General features: G+C 66.8%; 17 protein-coding genes. 6 read left to right on the top strand and 11 right to left on the bottom strand.

Features of this window, described 5'->3' with window-relative positions; genetic code table 11:
- Positions 1–62 precede the first annotated feature (62 nt).
- Entirely contained in the window at positions 63–398 is a 336-nt protein-coding gene (locus LC490_RS06520) for a J domain-containing protein (protein ID WP_031374183.1), read from the bottom strand.
- 196 nt (positions 399–594) lie between these two features.
- Between LC490_RS06520 and LC490_RS06515 the strand changes: the two genes are divergently transcribed.
- From LC490_RS06515 to LC490_RS06505, 3 genes are all read left to right on the top strand, one after another.
- The gene (locus tag LC490_RS06515; protein WP_223619665.1) at positions 595–1,524 is read left to right on the top strand and encodes a phosphoribosylaminoimidazolesuccinocarboxamide synthase; all 930 of its coding nucleotides are present in this window, start codon (positions 595–597) and stop codon (positions 1,522–1,524) included.
- Between the two features lie 210 nt (positions 1,525–1,734).
- Positions 1,735–2,070 carry an SMR family transporter gene (locus LC490_RS06510; protein WP_031374181.1) on the top strand — a complete coding sequence of 112 codons (336 nt, stop codon included), beginning with the start codon at positions 1,735–1,737 and terminating at the stop codon, positions 2,068–2,070.
- A gap of 55 nt (positions 2,071–2,125) precedes the next feature.
- Entirely contained in the window at positions 2,126–2,617 is a 492-nt protein-coding gene (locus LC490_RS06505) for an Mpo1-like protein (protein ID WP_031374180.1), read from the top strand.
- Positions 2,618–2,753: 136 nt separating this feature from the next.
- On the opposite strand, the gene LC490_RS06500 is transcribed toward LC490_RS06505, so the two are convergent.
- Complete coding sequence (locus tag LC490_RS06500) at positions 2,754–3,182, bottom strand: hypothetical protein (protein WP_223619664.1); 429 nt, start codon at positions 3,180–3,182, stop codon at positions 2,754–2,756.
- Between the two features lie 70 nt (positions 3,183–3,252).
- Here LC490_RS06500 and LC490_RS06495 point away from each other — a divergent pair, with 70 nt between their 5' ends.
- The gene (locus LC490_RS06495) at positions 3,253–4,140 is read left to right on the top strand and encodes an EamA family transporter (RefSeq protein WP_223619663.1); all 888 of its coding nucleotides are present in this window, start codon (positions 3,253–3,255) and stop codon (positions 4,138–4,140) included.
- A gap of 1,056 nt (positions 4,141–5,196) precedes the next feature.
- Here LC490_RS06495 and LC490_RS06490 read toward each other — a convergent pair.
- The 7 genes from LC490_RS06490 to hppD form a co-directional block, all read right to left on the bottom strand.
- Positions 5,197–6,063, bottom strand: a complete 867-nt coding sequence (locus tag LC490_RS06490) for an NAD-dependent epimerase/dehydratase family protein (protein ID WP_031374098.1) — start codon at positions 6,061–6,063, stop codon at positions 5,197–5,199.
- Positions 6,064–6,067: 4 nt separating this feature from the next.
- A complete protein-coding gene (gene nhaA / locus LC490_RS06485; RefSeq protein WP_223619662.1) occupies positions 6,068–7,294 on the bottom strand; it encodes a Na+/H+ antiporter NhaA in 1,227 nt (408 codons plus the stop codon).
- A 47-nt stretch (positions 7,295–7,341) separates the two neighbouring features.
- Positions 7,342–8,364 carry a sodium:calcium antiporter gene (locus tag LC490_RS06480; protein WP_223619661.1) on the bottom strand — a complete coding sequence of 341 codons (1,023 nt, stop codon included), beginning with the start codon at positions 8,362–8,364 and terminating at the stop codon, positions 7,342–7,344.
- Between the two features lie 90 nt (positions 8,365–8,454).
- Entirely contained in the window at positions 8,455–9,087 is a 633-nt protein-coding gene (locus LC490_RS06475) for a lectin (protein ID WP_223619660.1), read from the bottom strand.
- Between the two features lie 152 nt (positions 9,088–9,239).
- Positions 9,240–10,565: a homogentisate 1,2-dioxygenase gene (hmgA, locus tag LC490_RS06470; protein ID WP_223619953.1), complete on the bottom strand. Its 1,326-nt coding sequence runs from the start codon at positions 10,563–10,565 to the stop codon at positions 9,240–9,242.
- A 143-nt stretch (positions 10,566–10,708) separates the two neighbouring features.
- On the bottom strand, positions 10,709–11,209 hold the full coding sequence (locus tag LC490_RS06465; protein WP_152566416.1) for a hypothetical protein: 501 nt from the start codon (positions 11,207–11,209) through the stop codon (positions 10,709–10,711).
- Between the two features lie 38 nt (positions 11,210–11,247).
- Positions 11,248–12,339, bottom strand: a complete 1,092-nt coding sequence (gene hppD, locus LC490_RS06460; RefSeq protein ID WP_031374104.1) for a 4-hydroxyphenylpyruvate dioxygenase — start codon at positions 12,337–12,339, stop codon at positions 11,248–11,250.
- Positions 12,340–12,437: 98 nt separating this feature from the next.
- Here hppD and LC490_RS06455 point away from each other — a divergent pair, with 98 nt between their 5' ends.
- Positions 12,438–12,995, top strand: a complete 558-nt coding sequence (locus LC490_RS06455) for a MarR family winged helix-turn-helix transcriptional regulator (protein ID WP_081931369.1) — start codon at positions 12,438–12,440, stop codon at positions 12,993–12,995.
- 854 nt (positions 12,996–13,849) lie between these two features.
- Here the strand turns inward: LC490_RS06455 and LC490_RS06450 are convergent.
- Positions 13,850–15,352: an oligopeptide:H+ symporter gene (locus LC490_RS06450; protein ID WP_031372712.1), complete on the bottom strand. Its 1,503-nt coding sequence runs from the start codon at positions 15,350–15,352 to the stop codon at positions 13,850–13,852.
- A gap of 623 nt (positions 15,353–15,975) precedes the next feature.
- On the bottom strand, positions 15,976–16,854 hold the full coding sequence (locus tag LC490_RS06445; RefSeq protein WP_223619659.1) for a tryptophan 2,3-dioxygenase family protein: 879 nt from the start codon (positions 16,852–16,854) through the stop codon (positions 15,976–15,978).
- 172 nt (positions 16,855–17,026) lie between these two features.
- Between LC490_RS06445 and LC490_RS06440 the strand changes: the two genes are divergently transcribed.
- Positions 17,027–20,599: a lamin tail domain-containing protein gene (locus LC490_RS06440; RefSeq protein WP_223619658.1), complete on the top strand. Its 3,573-nt coding sequence runs from the start codon at positions 17,027–17,029 to the stop codon at positions 20,597–20,599.
- Positions 20,600–20,737 lie beyond the last annotated feature (138 nt).

Genomic DNA, 20,737 nt, shown 5'->3' with positions numbered 1-20,737 from the left:
GGGCCGGTACGGACAGGCGGCCATTGTCGCCTCCCCCAGCCGGGGGGCCAAGCGCGGACGGATCAGCGGCGCTGGCGCAGGGTCTTGATGCGGTCGTAGGCGCGGTTGATCTCGCGGGCGCGCTGCTCGGCCTGGCTGCGCAGTTCCGGGGCGGCCTGGGTGACCCGGTCCGGGTGGTACTGCGCCATCAACCGGCGGTAGGCCTGGTCGACCTCGCTGTCGCTGGCGTCGGTGCTCAGGCCCAGCACGGCGTAGGGGTTGTCGCCGCGCAGCTTGAACCAGTCGGTATCGAAGGCGTGACCGATCAGCAGGCCGATGATGGCCCCCAGGAAGGGGTTGCCGCGCAGCAGCGCCGCGCCGGCGAAGAAACCCAGCAATTTGCCGTACCAGCGCTTCATCCGCGCCCATCGTCCGGGGCCGTTCGCGGCCCGTCCAGGCCCCTGCGGGCCGCCGGACCCCAGTCTACCTGCACGCGGACGCCAGCCGGCGTACACTGCCCGGCCCCGTCGCGCCTGCGCGCGCGAGCCGTCCGGCTCCGGCGGCGCGAAGCGATGGGGGGAATCATCTATGCCGCCGCCATCAGGGGTCCCCACGTTGACGACCACACTGCTGCAATCCGAACTGCCCGGCCTGCCCTTGCGCCACCGCGGCAAGGTCCGCGATGTCTTCGACCTTCCGGCCGATCGCCTGCCCGCGGGCACCGCCCCGGGCGGCGACTGTCTGTTGATGGTCGCCACCGACCGCCTCAGCGCGTTCGACGTCGTGCTGCCCGACCCGATCCCGGGCAAGGGCGAGATGCTCTGCCAGATCAGCAACTTCTGGTTCGGCAAGACCGCGCACATCATTCCCAACCACCTGACCGGGATCGACGTCGCCGCCGTGCTGCCCGCGGGCGTCGACGCCCGCCTCTACGCCAAGCGCACGGTCGTGACCAAACGGCTCAAGCCGGTGCCGATCGAGTGCATCGCACGCGGTTATCTGATCGGCAGCGGCTGGAAGGATTACCAGCGCACCGGCCGGGTCAGCGGCATCGCCCTGCCGAGCGGCCTGCGCCAGGCCGAGCAATTGCCCGAGCCGATCTTCACCCCCTCGACCAAGGCCGCCGTCGGCGACCACGACGAGAACATCGACTTCGACACCGCCGTGCGCACGGTCGGCGCCGGGCTCGCCGAAGCGGTGCGCGATGCGACCCTGCGCCTGTACCGCTACGCCGCCGACTACGCGGCCGAGCGCGGCATCCTGCTGGCCGACACCAAGTTCGAGTTCGGCACCGATGCCGACGGCCGTCTCTACGTCATGGACGAAATGCTGACGCCGGACTCTTCGCGCTATTGGCCCGCCGACCAGTACCAGGTCGGCACCAGCCCGCCGAGCTACGACAAGCAGTTCGTGCGCGATTACCTGGAGACGCTGGGCTGGGACAAGACCCCGCCGGGTCCGAACCTGCCGGCCGAAGTGATCGAGCGCACCCGCGCGAAGTACGCCGAGGCGTTGCAGAAACTCGCCGGCATCTCGATCGACTGACACCCCGCCGGCCCGCACACGCGGGCCGGTTCGGTTTTAAGCGCGCCGCACCGGGGCCTGCCCGGCCAATCGCGTGCGCAGGCGCGGCCAACCTGCAGGCGCGCACCTCATGCGCCGCGCGATCCGCGCCACACTCAGGGCCCGTCCACGGATTCAGCCCTGCCGCCATGCGCGTTACCCTTGCCCGATCTTCTCTCTCGCGAGAACCGCATGAATATCGGCTACCTGTACCTGACCATCGCGATCGCCGCCGAAGTGGTGGCGACCAGCGCGCTCAAGGCCTCCGAAGGCTTCACCCGCACCGTCCCCTCGCTGATCGTCGGCATCGGCTACGCCACCGCGTTCTATTTCCTCTCGCTGGTGCTGCGCACGGTGCCGGTCGGCGTCGCCTATGCGATCTGGTCGGGCGTCGGCATCGTCCTGATCGCCGCGATCGGCTGGCTGTTCATGAAGCAGACCCTGGACGCCGGCGCGCTCGCCGGCATCGGTCTGATCGTGGCGGGGGTGGCGGTGATCCAGCTATTCTCGAAGTCCGCGGCCCACTAGCCGCAGGCCCCCACCCGCGGACAGCGCGTCCGCCCCGCCGCAACGGGAGTCGACCATGAGCACCGTCGCCGAGTCGTCGTCGCAACGCCCCATCGATCGCTGGTTCGCCAGTTATTCCGGCGACCATCGCAACGCCACCAACCAGCGCATCCACGTCGTCGCGGTGCCGGCGATCCTGTGGAGCGTCATCGCCTTGCTGTGGTGCATCCCCGCCCCGGGCACGTACTTCCGCCCGGGCGCCTGGGCCGCGCTGGCGATGTTCGCCGCACTGCTGTTCTATTACCGCGCCTCGCGCAAACTCGGCTTCGGCATGCTGGTGCAGTTCGTGGTGTTGTCGCTGATCGCGCACTGGATCGCGCAGAGCTTCGGCATCACCGTGCTGCTGTACACCGCCATCGCCGTGTTCGTGGTGGCCTGGATCGCCCAGTTCATCGGCCACAAGATCGAAGGCAAGAAGCCGAGCTTCTTCACCGACCTGACTTATCTGCTGATCGGCCCGGCCTGGGTGCTGTCGAAGCTGTACCGCAAATTCGGCTGGTCGTACTGATCGAGCAAGAGGGCGACCGTTGCTTCAGGGTAGGAGCGGCGCGAGCCGCGACCGCGTCGTAACGACGACGTCGCCAGCCACGATTTTCGATCGTATGGCGCCCTCTAACCTCGGGCCGGATCGGCATCCCGACGCATCACAGGTAATAACGGCCCAGCAAATAAACGCATAACCCCGCCTGCGCCCACAGCACCACGCAGGTCGCCGCCGACACCGGCAAGGCCCGCGACCAGCTCAGGCGCACCCCGTCGGGGCCGGGCAGATGGATACGCACGCTGAAAGCCAAGGCCAGGCAGGACAGCACGAACGCGATCGCCGCGAACGGCCAGCCGGAGCTGGCGGCCTGCCCGTGCAGGACGATCATCGCCGTCACCGCCAGCATCGCCCACAGCACCAGTGCGAACACCACCGACCACAGCGCCGCGCCATAGGCTGGCCGTGCCTTGACCAGGTGCGATACCCAGCCGCGCAACAGCCACGCACTCGGCATCAGCCAGAACACCAAGGCCGCGACCGCCAACATCCCCCAGACGAACGGGCCCGCAGTCTGCAACGCATACTTCACAATGCTTCTCCCGTCACGCCATTCGCGACCCGCTCGAGCGGCCGTCACGATAGCCCAATCGACCTCCCCCATGCCTGTTCGCGACATCGTCCTGTTGCTGCTCGTCGTCCTGTCCTGGGCGCTGAACTTCCTGACCTCGGCCTATGCGCTGCGCGAGATCCCGCCGTTGCTGTTCACCGGCCTGCGTTTCGCCCTGCTCGCCCTGCCGCTGGCCTTCTTCGTCAAACGCCCGGCGCCGGGCCAGTGGCCGCGCCTGATCGCGGTTTGCCTGTGCATCGGCGTGCTGCATTTCGGCCTGAGCTTCAGCGCGCTCAAAGCCGCCGGCGACCTGTCTTCGCCAGCCATCGTATTGCAGAGCTATGTCCCAATGACCGCGGTGCTGGCCTGGTGGTTGCTCGGCGAACGCTTCGCCTGGCGCACCGGCGTGGCGATCGGCCTGAGTTTCGCCGGCGTGCTGGTGCTCGGCTTCGATCCGCTGGTGCTCGACAAGCCGATGGCGGTGGTGCTGATGCTGATCTCGGCCGCGTTCCTCGCCCTGGGCACGGTGCTGATGAAAGGCCTGCGCGGCCTCGACGCTTACAGCCAGCAAGGCTGGACCGCGCTGATCGCGGTGCTGCCGCTGATCGGTCTCAGCGTCGCCGTCGAGCCCGGCGGCCTCGCCGCACTCGGCTCGGTGAGCTGGGTCGCCTGGCTCGGCGTCGCCTATGCCGCGTTCGTCTCGTCGCTGCTCGGCCACGGCCTGTACTACGTGCTGGTGCAGCGCCACCCGGTCGCCAAGGTCACCCCCTGGCTGCTGCTGGTGCCGGTGTTCGCCATCGCCCTAGGCGTCGCCTTCTGGGGCGACCGCCCCGGTCCGCGCCTGTGGATCGGCGGCGCCATGGTGCTGGGCGGCGTGCTGATCATCGCCCTGCGGTCGCTGGCGAAATCGCGCACACCGGTGCCGGCGACGGATGCGTGAGCAAAGAGTAACGAAGGCTTTGCTGTTGCTGTTGCTGTTGCTGTTGCTGTGAGAGCTTGGCGCAGTTCCGAGCTTGCGATGCAACCGTAGACCCGGAGGGCGGCGCACAGGACGTGCGCCGTTTTTCGATAAGACAGGGACGTCTTATCGAAAAATCCCGGCGCGCGCTATGTACTCGCAAGGGAGCTTCGTCAAGGAAAGCCCTTTTCTTTGGTTACCTTTCTTTTGGGCTTAGCAAAAGAAAGTAACCCGGCCGCGTTAGCGGACGGAAGCTCTGCTCTGCTTGAGGCTTCTAAAGAAACAAGATCAAACGCTAAAAGCTTCCGCCACTAAAGCGGCGGGTTACTTTCTTTTGTCATAAGCAACAAAAGAAAGGTAACCAAAGAAAAATGCTTTTCTTTGAATCACCTGCCCGCACGATCGGTGTCGACGCAGGGATTTTTCATACGGGACATCCCTGTCCCGATGAAAAACGGCCCGCATCCATGCGGGCCGCCCTTCGGGTCTTCTATGGCCTTCGCTAGTGCGAAGCGACGCACAGCAACAGCAACAGCAACAGCAACAGCAACAGCAACAGCAACGTTGCTGTTGCTGTTGTTGCTGTTGTTGTGAAAAGCCTGGCGCAGTTCCGATCTAGCGATGCAACCGTAGACCCGGAGGGCGGCGCACAGGACGTGCGCCGTTTTTCGATAAGACAGGGACGTCTTATCGAAAAATCCCGGCGCGCGCTGTGTACTCGCAGGGGAGCTTCGTCAAGGAAAGCCCTTTTCTTTGGTTACCTTTCTTTTGGGCCAGCAAAAGAAAGTAACCCGGCCGCGTTAGCGGGCGGAAGCTTTGCTCTTGATGTTGCTTCATCGCTCTGCAGCAAGACGCGCAGCAACCGCCAACTGCGCGGTCGCGACTTGTGACCGAAGGAAATCCAGTAGGACGTCGCTCCTACCCTGCGACAGTCCAAGGCTTCAATCATTGACGACGGCGATGCAGTCTCCACTCGTCCCTTGGTCGCGGCTCACGCCGCTCCTACAGGAGGAACGACGCGAGATAGAACTATCGCGACTACTCCCGCGGCGGCTCGAACATCTCCGCGCTCGGCCGGAACGCCCGCGGCGCATAGCCGAAATCGCGCTGCGCCGGACCCGCGTCGAAGGTCATGTCGCCGCGCATGCGCCGCACCGCGGCTTCGCCGAGGCCTGAGGCGCGGCCGGTGGCCTGCGCGGCAAGCAACGCGAGGTTGAACAGCGGCGACGGCAGCTCGATCAGGCGCACCGGCGGGCGCAGACAGGCCAGGGTGCGCGCAACCATGTCGCGATAGCTCAGCACTTCGCCGCCGGGCACGGCATAGACCTGGCCGAAGGTCGCCGGCACGTCGAGCACGGCGAAGGCGGCATCGGCGAGGTCGTCGACGTGCACCGGCTGACGCAGGCCATTGGCGCCGCGCGGCAAGGGGAAGTAACGCAGGCGGCGCGCCAGTTGCGCGATCCGGGTCAGGGTGGCGTCGCGGCCGGCACCGTAGATCAGGGTCGGGCGCAACACGGTCACCGCATCGTTGCGCGGCACCGCCGCGGCGAACAAGGCGGCCTCGCCCTCACGCAGTTCCTGGGCGACCCGGCGCTCGTCGGCATCGGCCGAACCGCGCTTGGTCTCGGCGCTGGTCGAGCCGAACGCGACCACGCGCGAGGCCTCGATGCCCGATTGTTCGTACCACTTGGCGAACTTCAGCAGCGGACCGCAGCTGAAGATCGCATCGACGCGCGCCGGCAACGCCGGCATCGACGACAGATCGCCCTGCAGCCAATGCAAGCCGGGGCGGTCGTGCTGCTCGTGGCGCGAGATCCCGGTGACCCGCCATCCGGCGTGATACAGCCGTTGCAGCAAGGGCACGCCGATCTGGCCGCTGCCCCCCAAAACCAAAGCGTGTTTCATGCGTTCAGCCCTGCGCACTCCGCGCCGGCAGCACCGCGCGCAACCAGAAATAACCGACCACCGCCGACAACAGCGACGCGCCGAGGATGCCGAGCACGGCCTCTTCGTAACGCAACGGGTCTTGGTAGGCCAACGAAGCGATGAACAAACTCATCGTAAAACCAATGCCGCACATCAAACCCAGGCCGATCATCGCGCGCAGGTCCATGCCGGCGGGGAACCGGGCCCAGCCGAGCACGCGCATCAGCAGCGCCGCACCGACGATGCCGACCGGCTTGCCGACCACCAGGCCCAGCACGATGCCCATCGGCAGCGCCGCAGTCGCGTCTTCGAGCTTGACCCCGCTCAGCGACAGGCCGGCGTTGACGAAGGCGAACAACGGCAGGATCGCGTAGGCCACCCACGGGTGCAGCGCGTGTTCCAGGGTTTCCAGCGGCGAATGCTCGTGCTCGTCGTCGATCGCATTGCGCTTGTCGACGTGCGGGATCATCAGGCCGGTGGCGACGCCGGCCAGGGTCGCATGCACGCCGGACTTCAGCACGCACACCCACAACACCACGCCGAGCGCGAGGTAGGGCCCCAGCGAGGTCACGCCGCGGCGATTGAGCACCCACATGGCGGCCAGCGCCACCGCCGCCCACATCAGCGCGGTGACCGACAGGCCGTGCGAATAGAAGAAGGCGATGATCAGGATCGCGATCAGGTCGTCGACCACCGCGATCGTCGACAGCAGCAGCTTCATCGCCACCGGCACACGCGAACCGAGCAGGGCCAGCACGCCGAGTGCGAAGGCGATGTCGGTCGCGGTCGGCACCGCCCAGCCGCGCATCGCGGCGGCGTCGCCGCGGTTGAGCGCGGCGAACAGCAGGGCCGGCACGATCACGCCGGCGGCGGCGCAGACCATCGGCAGCACCAGTTGCGAGCGCTCGGCCAATTGGCCGCTGAGGGCCTCGCGCTTGATCTCCAGGGCGACGACCAGGAAGAAGACCGCCATCAGGCCGTCGTTGATCCACAGCAACAAAGGCTTGGCGATGTCGAGCGCGCCGATGCGCACCTGCACCGGGATCTCGCGGAAGGCCTCGTACGCGGTTTGCAGCGGCGAGTTGGCGGCGATCAGGGCCAGCACCGCGGCGACGATGAGGACGATGCCGCCGGCGGCTTCCAGACGGAAGAATTCGCTCAGCGCGCGCAACGCGCGTCGCGGCAAGCGCGTGGGGGTGAGTTCGCTCATCCGGCCATTATATCGACGGCAACGGTCCGCCCCGCGTCAATGGCCGCTCAGCGCAGCAGCATCAGCACTTCGAAGCCGATCCAGCCCAACAGCCCCACGAGCAGGATCGTGCCCTCGCGCTTGCTCACGCGCAGGTCGCCCCGCAGCATCGGGTACAGCATCAGCGCGAACACCGCCGCAGCCGGCAGCTCGAAACGCACGAACGAGGCCGGCAGCGGCACGCTGTGCCAGGCCGCCATGCCGCCGATCACGATCAGCAGATTGAACAGACTCGAGCCGACCACGTGGCCGACGACGATGTCGCCCTGCCCGCGCCGCGCCGCGACGACCGCGGCCATGGCCTCGGGCAGCGCGGTGCCGATCGCCACCGGCAGCAGACCGGTCAGCAGCGGCGAAAGACCCATCGCGGCACCGATGATGGCCGCATTCGGCGAACCGAAACCGGCCGCCAGCGCCGGCGAGGCGCCGAGGCTCCACAGGCCGTCGCCGCCGATGATCAAATAGGCGCCCAGGTGCATCAGCACCAGCGCGATCAGCACCCGCACCAGATTCAGGCCGAGGTGGGTCTGGGTCTGGGCGAAGGCGGCGATGGCGTCCTGCAACTCCGGCGCCTCGCGACGGGTGCGCGCGATCGCATAGGCGACCACCGCGACGAACGCCAGCAACATGACGATGCCTTCGCCGCGGCTGAGCACGCCGTCCAGGCCCAGGCCGATCACTGCCAGGGTGCCGAGCAACAGCACCAGCAGCAGCGGCGCCAAGGCGCGCCAACGCACCAACAGCGGCGCGGCGAGCGCGGCCAGGCCGAGGGTCAGGCCGAAATTGACTACGTTGCTGCCGACCGCATTGCCGAGCGCGAGCGCCTGCTGGCCGCGCACCACCGCCTGCAGGTTGACCGCGAGTTCCGGCAGCGAGGTGCCGAACGCGACCAACACCAGGCCGGCCGCGAACGGCGAGGCGCCGAAGCGCTGGGCCAGGCCCGAGGCGCCCTTGACGATCGAATCGCCGCCCAGGGCCAGCAGTACCAGGCCGAGTACGAATAAGCCGACGGCTTCGAACATGACGATCATCCCCTTGCGGTCAATGGCCGATTCTATGCTCAGGCCGGGCCAGGTTGCGCTTTCGCCGCCTCGCGGCGGCCGCTTCGTTCGTTGCCGGCCTCAGGAGCAGCCTTCGACATAGTCGACCTGCGGCGGCACGCCGATGCGCCAGGCGGTGACCTTGCCGGCGGCATCGGTCTCGAACACCAGGGCGCCGGCACCGCCGCCGGCGTCGCCGATGCGCAGATTCTTGCCGCCGTCGACGTACTTGTGCGGCTGCTCCTCGACCCGGCCGGCGTAGAGCTTGCGGATCTCGTCCGCGCTCATGCCGCGCTTGCCGCCGCCGGGCGCGGTCTCCTTGTCGTTGCCGACGTCGACGCGGGCGAACTTGCCGTTCTCGATCATGAAACCGAACTCGGCCGCGTTCTGCGCCCAGATCGGCCTCAGGTAGTAGCAACCGCCGTCGGCCGCGGCCTCGCCCTTGAGCTCGCCGCCCCAGGCCTTCCTGGCGTCCTCGGCGCTCATGCCGAAACGCAGGTCGCCGTAGCCGTCGAAGCGCGCCAGGGTGTCGCTCGCGGGTGGCGTTACGGCCGGTGCGGTCGCCGGCGGCACGTCTTCGACGGGTTGATCGTTGGCCGGCGGGGTCTGCGCCGTCGCGGTGTCGTTCGGGCCGGCGGCCTCGCGCTGGCAGGCGCTCAAGGCCAGCGCCAGCAACAGGGTGGGCAACACGACGGGGAGTGGCAAACGCTTCATCGGCAGGACTCCGGCGCGCGGGGCGCGGTTCGGGTGGCCGCTGCAGCCTAGCCGTTTTGCGTGAATGCGGCGCGAAACGCCACGGCCGGCAGGACCGTGCAAACGACTCGCGCGGCCGAAGCCGCGCGAGGATGCAGCGATGAAGCCCGCGCTCAGCCGCGCTTGGACGGGTCGAAGTGCTTGCGCAAGCCGGCCCAGCAGGCCTGGTAGTCGCGCTGGCGATGCGCGGCGTCGAAGGCTTGCGCGGCCGGACGGATCACCGCGCGCGTCTCGAACATGAAGGCCATGGTGTCGACGATCACGTGCGGCTGCGAGAGGTCCGCAGCCGAGGCCTTTTCGAAGGTCTGCGCATCCGGGCCGTGGCCGGTCATGCAGTTGTGCAGCGACGAGCCGCCGGGCGCGAAGCCGTCGGCCTTGGCGTCGTAGGCGCCGTGGATCAGGCCCATGAACTCGCTGGCGATGTTGCGGTGGAACCACGGCGGCCGGAAGGTGTGCTGGGCCACCAGCCAACGCGGCGGGAAAATCACGAAGTCGATGTTGGCCGTGCCGGGCGTGTCGCTCGGCGAGGTCAGCACGGTGAAGATCGACGGGTCGGGATGGTCGAAGCTGATCGAGCCGATGGTGTTGAAGTGGCGCAGATCGTATTTGTACGGCGCGTAGTTGCCGTGCCAGGCGACCACGTCGAGCGGCGAATGGCCGATGTCGGCGCGCCACAGATGGCCCTGGAACTTGGCGACCAGCTCGAACTCGCCCTCGAGGTCCTCGTAGGACGCGTGCGGGGTCAGGAAATCGCGCGGATTGGCCAGACCGTTGGCGCCGATCGGGCCGAGGTCGGGCAAACGCAGCAGGGCGCCGAAGTTCTCGCAGACATAACCGCGCGAGGGGCCGTCGAGCAGTTCGACACGGAAGCGCACGCCGCGCGGGATCACCGCGACTTCCAGCGGTTCGACTTCGAGCGCGCCGAACTCGGTGGCGACCAACAAACGGCCCTGCTGCGGCACGATCAGCAACTCGCCGTCGGCGCTGTAGAAATAGCGTCCCTCCATCGAACGGTTGGCGGCATACAAGTGGATGCCGCAACCGTGCTGGCCCGCCGGCGAGCCGTTGCCGGCCATCGTATACAGGCCGTCGACGAAATCGGTCGCCGCCTCGGGCAGCGGCAACGGGTCCCAGCGCAGTTGGTCGGGCGAGACCGGGCCGTTGCCGAAGTCGTTATGGAAACGCGGCTGGCCGTAGGGCGCGAAGGTGCCGTGCATGGCCGCCGGACGAATGCGGTACAGCCAGCTGCGACGGTTCTCCTTGCGCGGCGCGGTGAACGCAGTACCGCTGAGCTGCTCGGCATACAGCCCGAACGCCGCGCGCTGCGGCGAGTTCTGCCCCTGCGGCAGGGCGCCGGCGACGGCCTCGCTGGCGAATTCGTTGCCGAAGCCGCTCATGTAGCCGCGCGGACGCTGGCGTTGGGCGTCGGTGCTGGGCATCGGAATCACGTTGTCGATGTCGTTGGCTGCGGTGCTCATACGGGCTCGCTATGCGGTGGGGCGCCACCATTGGTCGGGGCGCAGATCGGATCGGTGCGGCGGCGGAGCGGTGTCTGCAACGGTACGGCGCGGGCGGCGCGGCGTTACATGATCGCGCGCAGCCCCAGCGAGCGCTGGGTCGAGCGTTCGATCCTCAGCGCCAGCTCGGTGGCGAGCTCCAGCACCCGTGCGCTGTCCTTGCGCCAGACCAGCAGGGCGTGCAGGTTCTCGCTGAAAGTGTCTTCGAGCAGCATCAACTCGTAACCGCCGCCGTCGACGCCGCGCTCGGCCAGCAGCGGGTCCAGCCAGGCGAAATACTCGTCCGGCAGGAACCACCGCCCGTCGGCATGACGCGGGAAATCCGCCAGGGGCTCGGCGAAGAAGTCGCTGATCTGCTCGTGCACCTCGTCGATCTTGTCGCCGACAGCGATGTGATCCATCAGCTTGAACACGAGCGCGTTCTGCATCAGCTCTTCCGGCGAGGGATCCACGATCCAGTCCAGATCGGGATCCTCCGCCGCGCCGTCGATCGCGGCCACCAGCGATTGCAGTTCCTCGGGCTCGAGTTCCCGGCAGGTCAACAGATCGACGAGTTCCCTGAGCATGCGCATTCCCTGGCTTGGCCGGCGGTTTTGGTCGGCCGTTATAGTACGCCGCGCTTCATCTGGTCGCGCTCGATGCTCTCGAACAGGGCCTGGAAGTTGCCTTCGCCGAAACCTTCGTTGCCCTTGCGCTGGATGATCTCGAAGAAGATCGGCCCGATCGCGTTCTGGGTGAAGATCTGCAACAGCTTGCGCTGGTGGGTCTCGCGGTCGGCGTCGATCAGGATCTTGTTCTTGGCCAGGCGAGCGACGTCCTCGCCGTGATTGGGCACGCGCTGGTCGATCACATCGAAATAGGTGTCCGGGGTGTCGAGGAACTCCACGCCCTGCGCGCGCATCGCCTCGACGGTCTCGTAGATGTTGTCGGTGAAACAGGCGATGTGCTGGATGCCCTCGCCCTTGTAGGCGTCCAGGTATTCGTTGATCTGGCTCTTCGGGTCGCTGGACTCGTTGAGCGGGATGCGCACGACGCCGTCCGGCGCGGTCATCGCCTTCGACACCAGGCCGGTCTTGGCGCCCTTGATGTCGAAATAGCGGATCTCGCGGAAGTTGAACAGACGCTCGTAATAGTCCGACCACTTCTGCATGTTGCCGAAGTACAGGTTGTGGGTCAGGTGGTCGATGAAGGTCAGGCCGAACCCTGCCGGGTTCTGCTCGGCGCCCGGGATCGGCTCGTAGTCTTCATAGGCCGTGCCCTGGTCGCCGTAACGGTCGACCAGATACAGCATGCAGTCGCCGATGCCCTTGACCACCGGCGCATCGATCGCGCGGGTGTCGGCGCGCTCGCTGACCGCTTCGCCGCCGTTGCCGAGCACGGCCTGGTAAACCTCGTTCGCCGGCTTCTTGAAGCGGATCGCGAAGCCCGCGGCACAGGGGCCGTGCGCCTCGGCGAAGGCCGCGGCGAAGCTGTCGGGCGATTCGTTGACCAGGAAGTTCACCCCGCCCTGGCGGTAGACGGTGATCGGACGCGTCTTGTGGCGCAGCACGGCGCTGAAGCCGAGCTTGCGGAAATAATCGTGGAGCAGGTCGCTGCGGCCCTTCGGGGCGGCGAACTCGACGAACTCGAACCCGTCGATGCCGAGCGGATTCTCAAACGTGGTGACCTGCATGCCGAGGTTGGGCTGCGCATTCATGGCATTGTTCTCAGGTGGCGGCCGGGTCCGCTGCGGACGGCCTTGTCGAAAGGGTCGTTATAGTTTCACATGAAACCATAAGCAAGGCACAGTGCAACATGAATCGATCTCAATCCGACCCCGATGCCGTCCCCGAATCGGTCCCGTCCGGCCCCCAGACCGCGCCAATCGGCAAGGCCGGCGGGGCGCGCCATGCCGAACTGGACCTGGAACACTTCCTGCCCTACCGCCTCTCGGTCCTGTCCAACCGGGTCAGCAGCGCGATCGCCCGGGTCTATTCCGAGCGCTTCGCCCTCAGCGTGACCGAGTGGCGGGTGATGGCGGTCCTGGGCCGCTACCCCGGCCTGTCGGCCAACGAGGTCGCCCAGCGCACCGCGATGGACAAGGTCGCGGTCAGCCGCGCGGTCGCCCGCTTGATCGAAGCCGGCCGCCTGGAGCGCGACACCCACGACGACGACCGCCGTCGGTCGGTGCTGCAGCTGTCGCTGGACGGCTACAAGATCTACGACGAAGTCGCGCCGATGGCGCTGGCTTTCGAGCAGCGCCTGTTGAACGGCATCGAGGCACCCGAGCGCGAGGCGCTGTTCCGGCTGCTGGATCGTCTCGACGAGTTGGAGATGCAGGCCGAGGCGGAGATGGCGGCGACGACGCGCTAGGCGGGTCGATGTCGTAGGTGGCGGTGGCCTTGGGCCGCGTTGCCGAGTCCCGGTTGCAGGCATCTGGCGCGCTGGAGGGAAGTCGTTGCCGACGTTCTATTGGGCAAGGCGGCCGTTTGCGTGGCGAGCTGGCAAGCCCGCGGTCGCGGCTTGCGCCGCTCCTACCCTGGTACCGGGCGAGCCGTTGCCGTTGCCGTGATTTTGATCTGCTTTGCCGGTCAAATGGAGACCCGGAGGGCGCCGCACAGGACGTGCGGCGTTTTCCGATAGGACATGGATGTCCTATCGGAAAATCCCGGCGACAGCATCGCACTCGTGGCCTGTGCCCTTGCAAGGAAAGCCCTTTTCTTTGGTTACTTTTCTTTTGGGCTTAGCAAAAGAAAGTAACCCGCACCCTTTAGGGGGCGGAAGCTCTGCTCTTGCTTACGGCCTCTTCAAAAACAAGATCAGGATCAAACGCCAAAAGCTTCCGCCACTAAAGCGGCGGGTAACTTTCTTTTGTCTAAAGCAACAAAAGAAAGTCACCAAAGAAAAATGCTTTTCTTTGAATCACAAGCCCGCACGCGCGATGCCGACGCGGGGATTTTTCATACGGGACATCCCTGTCCCGATGAAAAACGGCCCGCATCCCTGCGGGCCGCCCTCCGGGTCTTCTATTGCCTTCGCTAGTGCGGCTCGGCGCACAGCAACAACAACAGCAACGGCAACGAAACCGGTAGCCCGATGGTTGGCGGCAGCCCCCTCACCGTCATCGCGCCCCGGACATCGCCGCCCCCGACCCACAAAAAAAGACGACGGCCGTAGCCGTCGTCTTTCGTTCGCCACCTGGCCGCGCGCGAAGCGCGGCAGAGCGATCACTTCACGCCGTGCATCAACTTCTGCACCAGCGGCGCAATCAGGAACAACAGCACGCCCGCGCCCACCAAGGCGTAGAAGCCGAAGGTGTAGCCGCTCAAGGCCGAGGTCGTGGTCATGCCGCCTTCGCCGCTGACCACGCCGGCGAAGATGCCCGACAGGTTGTTGCCGATGCCGGTCGAGAGGAACCAGCCGCCCATGCCGAAACCGACCAGGCGCATCGGTGCCAGCTTGGTCACCATCGACAAGCCGATCGGCGACAGGCACAGCTCGCCGACCGACTGGATCACGTAGACCATGAACAAGGTCCAGAACGGAATCTTGCCGGCGTCGTTGACCAGGCCCGACAAGGCGAACATCAGCAGCGCGAACGCCAGGCCGTTGAAGATCAGGCCGAGGCCGAACTTGCGCGGAATCGACGGATTGGCCGAACCCATCTTGACCCAGATCAGGGCGATGATCGGTGCCAGGGTGATGATCGCCAGCGAGTTCACCGACTGGAACCAGGCGTTCGGGAACAGGAAGTCGCCGAGCTGGCGGTCGACGATCTTGTCGGCGAGGAAGGTGAAGGAACTGCCGGCCTGCTCGAAGAACATCCAGAACAGGATGTTGAAGGTGAAGATGATCAGCATCGCGATCACTTTGTCGCGTTGCACCTTGCCCTCGCGGAAGCCCTCGACCAGCAACAGGGCGCACAGGGCGATGAACATCGCCAGCAGCACCCACTGCAGGGTGGTCGCGCCGACGGCGAGCAGGAAGTACACCACCGGGATCGCGGCCAAGGCGCCGAGGAACACGTACAGCACCTTCTGTTTGCCGGCGCTGTCGGACGGCGGGCGGCCGATGCCTTCGAGCTGGCGGCGACCGAACCAGAACCACACCAGGCTGGCGATCATGCCCAGGCCCGAGGCGATGAACACCATCTTGTAGACCGGCATGGCCGCGGTACCGAACACCTTTTCGGCGAGCAGGCCGGTCAGGATCGGCGAGATGAAGGCGCCGGCGTTGATGCCCATGTAGAAGATGGTGAAGCCCGAGTCGCGGCGGCCGTCGCTGACGCTGTAGAGCTTGCCGACCATGGTCGAGATGTTCGGCTTGAACAGACCGTTGCCGACCACGATCGTGGCCAGGCCGAGCTTGAACACCTGGTCGTTCGGGATCGCGATCAGGAACAGGCCGGTGGCCATGATGACCGCGCCGAGCAGGATCGAGCGTTGATAGCCGAGCACCCGGTCGGCGATGTAGCCGCCGAAGATCGCCGCGGCATAGACCAGGGCCAGGTAGGCGCCGTAGATGCGGTTGGCAGGCGCTTCGCCGGCGGCGTCGCCGCCGTGGAACTGGGCCACGATGTACAGCACCAGCGCCCAGCGGATGCCGTAGAACGCGAAGCGCTCCCAGAACTCGGTCATGAACAGCATCCACAAGGGCTTGGGATGCCCCAGCATTTGCTTGAACTCGGGTATGGGCGCCTGGCCCTGGGTCGGTATCGCGGCTCCGCTCATGCGGTGTCCCCTGTCGTGTCGAAACTGAATGAAAATCCCACGCCAACGGCACGGGTCGGGGAGATTTACCGGCCTGGACCGGTCCCGTCAAACCTTTATTCCACGCATTGCGCTTTGTTGCGACGCAACAATCACGCTTACAAACCCATGAACGGGGGAGAATTTTGCGCGATGCGGCGGTTGGAGGTGCCGGTTTGCGGCGATCCGGGCTCCCTGGGAGACCCAGACTGGGCGCCCCGGCGCGGTGTTGCCGGCGCAGTTAGTGTGAGTTCGCGGTCACGGCTCGCGACCGCAGGAACTCCAACAGGACGCTGCTCCAACCCGGAAGCTGCAGGACGGCGAGCCCGGCCGAACTCCAATCGCCACGAGAACCTTCAGCCGTCATCCCCGCGCAGGCGGGGATCCAGAGACCTCAAACGTTGCGGCACGAGAGCCCTGGATCCCCGCCTGCGCAGGAATGACAGCGGGATTCACCGACAGTCGCCTGGTCATTCCAGTAACTTCGCCGTCGACGCATCCAGCGAGGCGGTCGTGGCTTGCGACCGCGGAAAATCCGGCAGGACGCTGCTCCTATCCTTTAACAGCACCCACTCGATACGGAGCGGTATCGAAACCTTGCAGCCTCAGGTCCCGGAGCCGTAACCGTCGGCGGGGCCGATGGTGGTGCGCACCTCGAACAGCTCCGGGAAGAAGGTCAGTTCCAGCGCCTGCTTGAGGAAGCCCACGCCGCTGGAGCCGCCGGTGCCGCGCTTGAAGCCGATGATGCGCATGACCGTGCGCATATGGCGGAAGCGCCACAGCTGGAACTGGGTTTCCAGATCGACCAGGTCCTCGCACAGGGCGTACTCGCGCCAGTACAGGTCGGTGTTCTCGTAGATGCGCTCGAACACCGGCTGCAGCGCCGGGTCGCTGACGTGCGGCTGGCGCCAGTCGCGGTCCAGATGGATCGCCGGGATCGGGTGGCCGAAGCGCGACAGATACATCAGGAACTCGTCGTACAGGCTCGGCGCCGACAGCGCCTTCTCCAGCGAGACCTGGCCCTGCGGGTCGTGCGCGAACACCCGCAGCATGGCTTCGTTCTTGTTGCCGAGCATGAACTCGATGGTGCGGTACTGCAGCGACTGGAAACCCGACGACGGCCCCAGGGTTTCGCGAAAGCCCATGTATTCCGACGGCGTCAGCGTCTCCAGCACCGACCACTGCTCGGTGAGCTGGCGCAACACCTGCTTGCAACGCGCGAGGACTTTCTGGCATTGCCAGACCTGGTCGTGGCGCAGATGCTCGAGCGCGGCGCTCAGCTCGTGGATGATCAGCTTCATCCACAGCTCCGAGACCTGGTGCTGGATGATGAACAGCATCTCGTCGTGGTGGGCCGGGTCCGACAGCGCGCGCTGCGCCGACAGCAACCGGTCGAGTTGCAGATAGCCGCCGTAGCTGATGCGTCCGGACAGGTCGGTATGGATACCGGCTTCCAGTTCGCGCTGGTTTTTCTCGACGGACATCGGCGGCACTCACGGCAGGGGCGCAAAGCGTAACGCATCGCCTGCGCCGGGGTCGGCTTTCGTAATTGCAGCAGGCAGTTACGTCTCCCCGTCGCGGCCTGTGCGACGCCTAAAACGCACAATAACCGGGCCTGCCAAGCACGTCCCGCAGGCGCATTCTCGAGGGGAATCCATGCACAAACTCGCAAGCCGCGCTCTCGCGGCCGGCATCGCTTTGGCTTTGGCCGGCGCAGCCGAGGCACAGGTGGTCATTTCTCAGGTCTACGGCGGTGCCGGCCAGAGCGGCGCACGCTATAGCGCCGACTTCGTCGAACTGCACAACAACGGCAGCGTCGCGGTCGACCTCAACGGTTGGAACCTGCATTACGCGCCGGCCAACGGCGCCTATGGCTGGCAACGCACGCCGTTGAGCGGCGTCATCGCGCCCGGCGGTTACTTCCTGATCCGCCAACGCGTTTCGATCGGCTCGACTGCGCTGACTAGCTACGATCTGAGCGGCAACGTCTCGCTCAACCACCTCAACGGCAAGCTGGCACTGGTCGATCACTCCAGTCCGATCGTCGTCTCCTGCCCGACCGGTTCGATGGACTTCGTCGGTTACGGCAGCATCGACTGCGCCGAAGGTTCGGCGCCGGCGCCGGCCGGCGGCCTCGTCACCGCGCAACTGCGCAGGGACGGCGGTTGCGTCGACACCCAGGCCAACTCGGTCGATTTCAGTCTCGGCGCGCCAACCCCGCGCAACCGCAACTCGGCGAGGCGAATTTGTCCGGCCGGCCCGCCGCCGCGCCTGTCGGCGAACGACGTGACCCAAACCGAAGGACAGGATGGCATCGCGCCGTTCGTGTTCCGGCTCAAGCTCGATCGTCCCGCCGGCCCCGGCGGGGTCAGCTGGAGCGTTTTCAGCAACGGCCAGGGCAGTGCAACGCCGGACCAGGACTACCTGCCCATCGATCTGCGCGGCACCATTGCCGCCGGCCAGACCGAGACCAGCTTCGCCTTGCCGGTCAGGGGCGACCGGTTGACCGAGAGCGACGAAACCGTCGCCCTTCAGATCAAAGTCCATTCCGGCGCGGTCACCGCCAACGGCGATTACCTCAACGTCCAGGCGACCATCGTCAACGACGATCCGCAACAGCCGCCGCCGCGTGTATCCCTGCAGACGAACGCACTTAACGAGGGAGACGCCGACATCGCGCCGTTCCCGATCGAACTGCGCCTGGACCGTCCCGCCGGCAGCGACGGCGTGCGGGTCCGGCTGAGTTCGGTCGACGGCGGCTCGGCGACGAGCCACGAGGACTATCTGCCGTTCGAGTACGAAGCGGTGATCGGCCCGGGCCAGGATCGCGCCCACGTCAGCTTCGGGGTGCGCGGCGACACGCGTTACGAAGGCGACGAGACGGTCAGGATCAAAGGACAAATCCTGTCCGGCGCGATCGCCGACAACGGCGGCGTCGACCTCGAAGGCCTGGTCACCATCGTCGACGACGATCTGCGGGTGGTGCCGATCGCGGCCGTACAGGGCCGCGAGGCGGTCTCGCCGTTGCGCGGCGAATTCGTCTCGGTCGAAGGCCTCGTCACGGCGCTGAGCGACGACGGTTTCTATCTGCAGAGCGAGGAGTTCGAAAGCGACGGCGATCCGGCGACCTCGCAGGGCCTGTTCGTGCAGACCGGCCATCGCCCCGATTCGAAGTGGCGCGGTTTGCGCGTGCGTGCGACCGGCACGGTGACGGAGTTGTCCGACAGCGGCAGTCACCCGCTGCGCGGCACGATGACCGCAATCGCAGGCTCGCCGGCGATCGTCCTGCTGACGAGTTCGCCGCGACCGCTGCCGCCGGCGCCGTTGCTGCCCTGGCAGCCGTTCTACGGCGCGCCCGACTACGAAGCCTTCGAAGGCATGCGCGTGGGCTTGCCGGAGGTGCGCGTGGTCGGTCCGACCGGTGGCAGCTTCGATGCGATGCAAGAACGTACCCGCAGCGACGGCCGCTTTCATGTCGCGCTCGGTCCCTACGACCAGCCGGCGCCGATGCGCGAGCCGGGCACGCGCTACCCGCCGATCTTCCACGGCCAGCCGCAGGATTGGCTGCCGCGTTGGGACGGCAATCCCGAGGCGATCGGTGTAGACAGCGATGCCGATGGCCACGCGCCGCTCGATGTCGCGATCGACACCCGCATCGATGGGATCATCGGTCCGCTCGATCAGCGCAGCGGGCGCTACACCGTAGCCCTGCAGCACGATGCGCAGTTGCTCGTGCGCGAATCGTTGCAGGCGCCGCCGCGCATCGAGCCGGGCGACCCGCAGCAGCGTCAGACCGCGGTGGTCAGCTACGACCTCGGCGATCTCTACGACGAGTACAGCCCGCCCAACTCGGGTCAGCCGACCACGCCGATGCCGGCGTTGGAACGTCGCCTCGGCAAAATCTCGCGCAGCGTGCGCGAGAACCTGCTGATGCCGGACCTGGTCGCGATCGCCGGCATCGAGAACGAAGCCCTGCTGCAGCGCCTGGCCGAACGCATCAACCGCGATGCGACCGCGTCGGGCAACGGCAACCCGCAGTACCGCGCCATCGCCCTGCCCAACGTCGATCCGATCAAGCCGCATATCGGTCTGCTCGCGCGCAGCGAACAGGTCGGCAGTTGGGGTTCGCGGGTGATCGTCGAACGCGTCGTCCAGATCGGCCGCGATGCACTGCTGCCGAATAGCGCCGGCCCTTCGCCGTTGTTGTTCGATCAAGCGCCGCTGAGCGTTGATGCCACCACCCAGTCCATCGACGGCCACCGTTTCCGCCAGCGTTTGCTGCTGGTGCAACTGGCGCCGATGGCCGACAGCGACGCCGACACGCCACAGGCCGAACGCCAGCGCGATCGCCGCCACCTGCAAGCCGAGTTCATCGCCGGCTGGGTGCGGCAGCAGCAGGACGAACCCGATGCGCCACCGCTGTTGGTGCTGGGCCGCTTCGATGCGCATGCGTTCAACGACGGCCTGGTCGATCCGGTCGGCACCTTGACCGGCCGTCCGACCGAAGGCGTGAGCACGATGGTGCTGGGCGACGGCATCGACCGTTTCGATCCGGATCTGCTCAACCTCACCGCGACCGAGCCGGGATCGGAGCGCTATTCCTCGATCGACGAAGGCAGCCGTCAGGAGCTGCAGCACGCCTTCGCCGACGAGCGCCTGATCGGCGCCACCGACCGGATCGAGGTCCAGCGCCTGCGCAGCAATGCCGGCTATCCGGCGGTGCTGCGCGATGCGGAAGGCGTGCCGATGCGCGCCGGCGACGTCGACCCGCTACACCTGCGGCTGGTGCCGCGCACCCGGGCCGATCTGTCGGTCTGGGCCGGGCCCATGAACGGCGGCGAGACGCTGGAGGCCGGTCGCCCCCTGGAGCTATCGGTGTCGGTCGACAACGCCGGTCCTGACTGGGCGCGCCAGGTCGGCCTCGGCCTGGCCTTGTCCGGGGCCTGGCCGAACCTGGAGGTCAGCGCGGTCGCGCCGGGCTGGCGCTGTGGAGTGCCGGTGGTCGAGGACGACCACACCAGCCTCGCCTGCACCGGCGAACAGGTCGACAGCAGCGGCCATGTCTCGCAGTGGTTCCATCTGCGCGCCGCTACCGACGCCTCGATGGCCGGGCGCACGGTCGAGCTCGCCGCCTCGGTGACGTCCCCGTCGGCCGATCCGGACCCGGCCGACAACGCCGCGCGGACCACGCTGCGGATCCTCGCCCCCGGCGGCGCGCCTCAGCCCTGAGTCGCCTCGCCCGCCCCCGGCGCAAGCCGGGGGCTTCGGCGCCGCCCGGGCCGTCCCGGGCGGCGCCGAGGCCCGCCGAGAGTGATCCAGGTCGCGATTTTCCGGGCCGTCATGCCCTTGCAACGCCAAAAAGTGAGC

Source organism: Lysobacter sp. ESA13C (genome assembly GCF_019970005.1).
Taxonomy (GTDB): domain Bacteria; phylum Pseudomonadota; class Gammaproteobacteria; order Xanthomonadales; family Xanthomonadaceae; genus Lysobacter; species Lysobacter antibioticus_B.
This window is presented reverse-complemented; position numbering and strand designations above follow the sequence as displayed.

Bases quoted from the DNA above. Each gene is read 5' to 3' on its own strand.
- LC490_RS06520 (WP_031374183.1), bottom strand. From the start codon at position 398: ATGAAGCGCTGGTACGGCAAATTGCTGGGTTTCTTCGCCGGCGCGGCG.
- LC490_RS06510 (WP_031374181.1), top strand. From the start codon at position 1,735: ATGAATATCGGCTACCTGTACCTGACCATCGCGATCGCCGCCGAAGTG.
- LC490_RS06505 (WP_031374180.1), top strand. From the start codon at position 2,126: ATGAGCACCGTCGCCGAGTCGTCGTCGCAACGCCCCATCGATCGCTGG.
- LC490_RS06495 (WP_223619663.1), top strand. From the start codon at position 3,253: ATGCCTGTTCGCGACATCGTCCTGTTGCTGCTCGTCGTCCTGTCCTGG.
- LC490_RS06490 (WP_031374098.1), bottom strand. From the start codon at position 6,063: ATGAAACACGCTTTGGTTTTGGGGGGCAGCGGCCAGATCGGCGTGCCC.
- nhaA (WP_223619662.1), bottom strand. From the start codon at position 7,294: ATGAGCGAACTCACCCCCACGCGCTTGCCGCGACGCGCGTTGCGCGCG.
- LC490_RS06480 (WP_223619661.1), bottom strand. From the start codon at position 8,364: ATGATCGTCATGTTCGAAGCCGTCGGCTTATTCGTACTCGGCCTGGTA.
- LC490_RS06475 (WP_223619660.1), bottom strand. From the start codon at position 9,087: ATGAAGCGTTTGCCACTCCCCGTCGTGTTGCCCACCCTGTTGCTGGCG.
- hmgA (WP_223619953.1), bottom strand. From the start codon at position 10,565: ATGCCCAGCACCGACGCCCAACGCCAGCGTCCGCGCGGCTACATGAGC.
- LC490_RS06465 (WP_152566416.1), bottom strand. From the start codon at position 11,209: ATGCTCAGGGAACTCGTCGATCTGTTGACCTGCCGGGAACTCGAGCCC.
- hppD (WP_031374104.1), bottom strand. From the start codon at position 12,339: ATGAATGCGCAGCCCAACCTCGGCATGCAGGTCACCACGTTTGAGAAT.
- LC490_RS06455 (WP_081931369.1), top strand. From the start codon at position 12,438: ATGAATCGATCTCAATCCGACCCCGATGCCGTCCCCGAATCGGTCCCG.
- LC490_RS06450 (WP_031372712.1), bottom strand. From the start codon at position 15,352: ATGAGCGGAGCCGCGATACCGACCCAGGGCCAGGCGCCCATACCCGAG.
- LC490_RS06445 (WP_223619659.1), bottom strand. From the start codon at position 16,854: ATGTCCGTCGAGAAAAACCAGCGCGAACTGGAAGCCGGTATCCATACC.
- LC490_RS06440 (WP_223619658.1), top strand. From the start codon at position 17,027: ATGCACAAACTCGCAAGCCGCGCTCTCGCGGCCGGCATCGCTTTGGCT.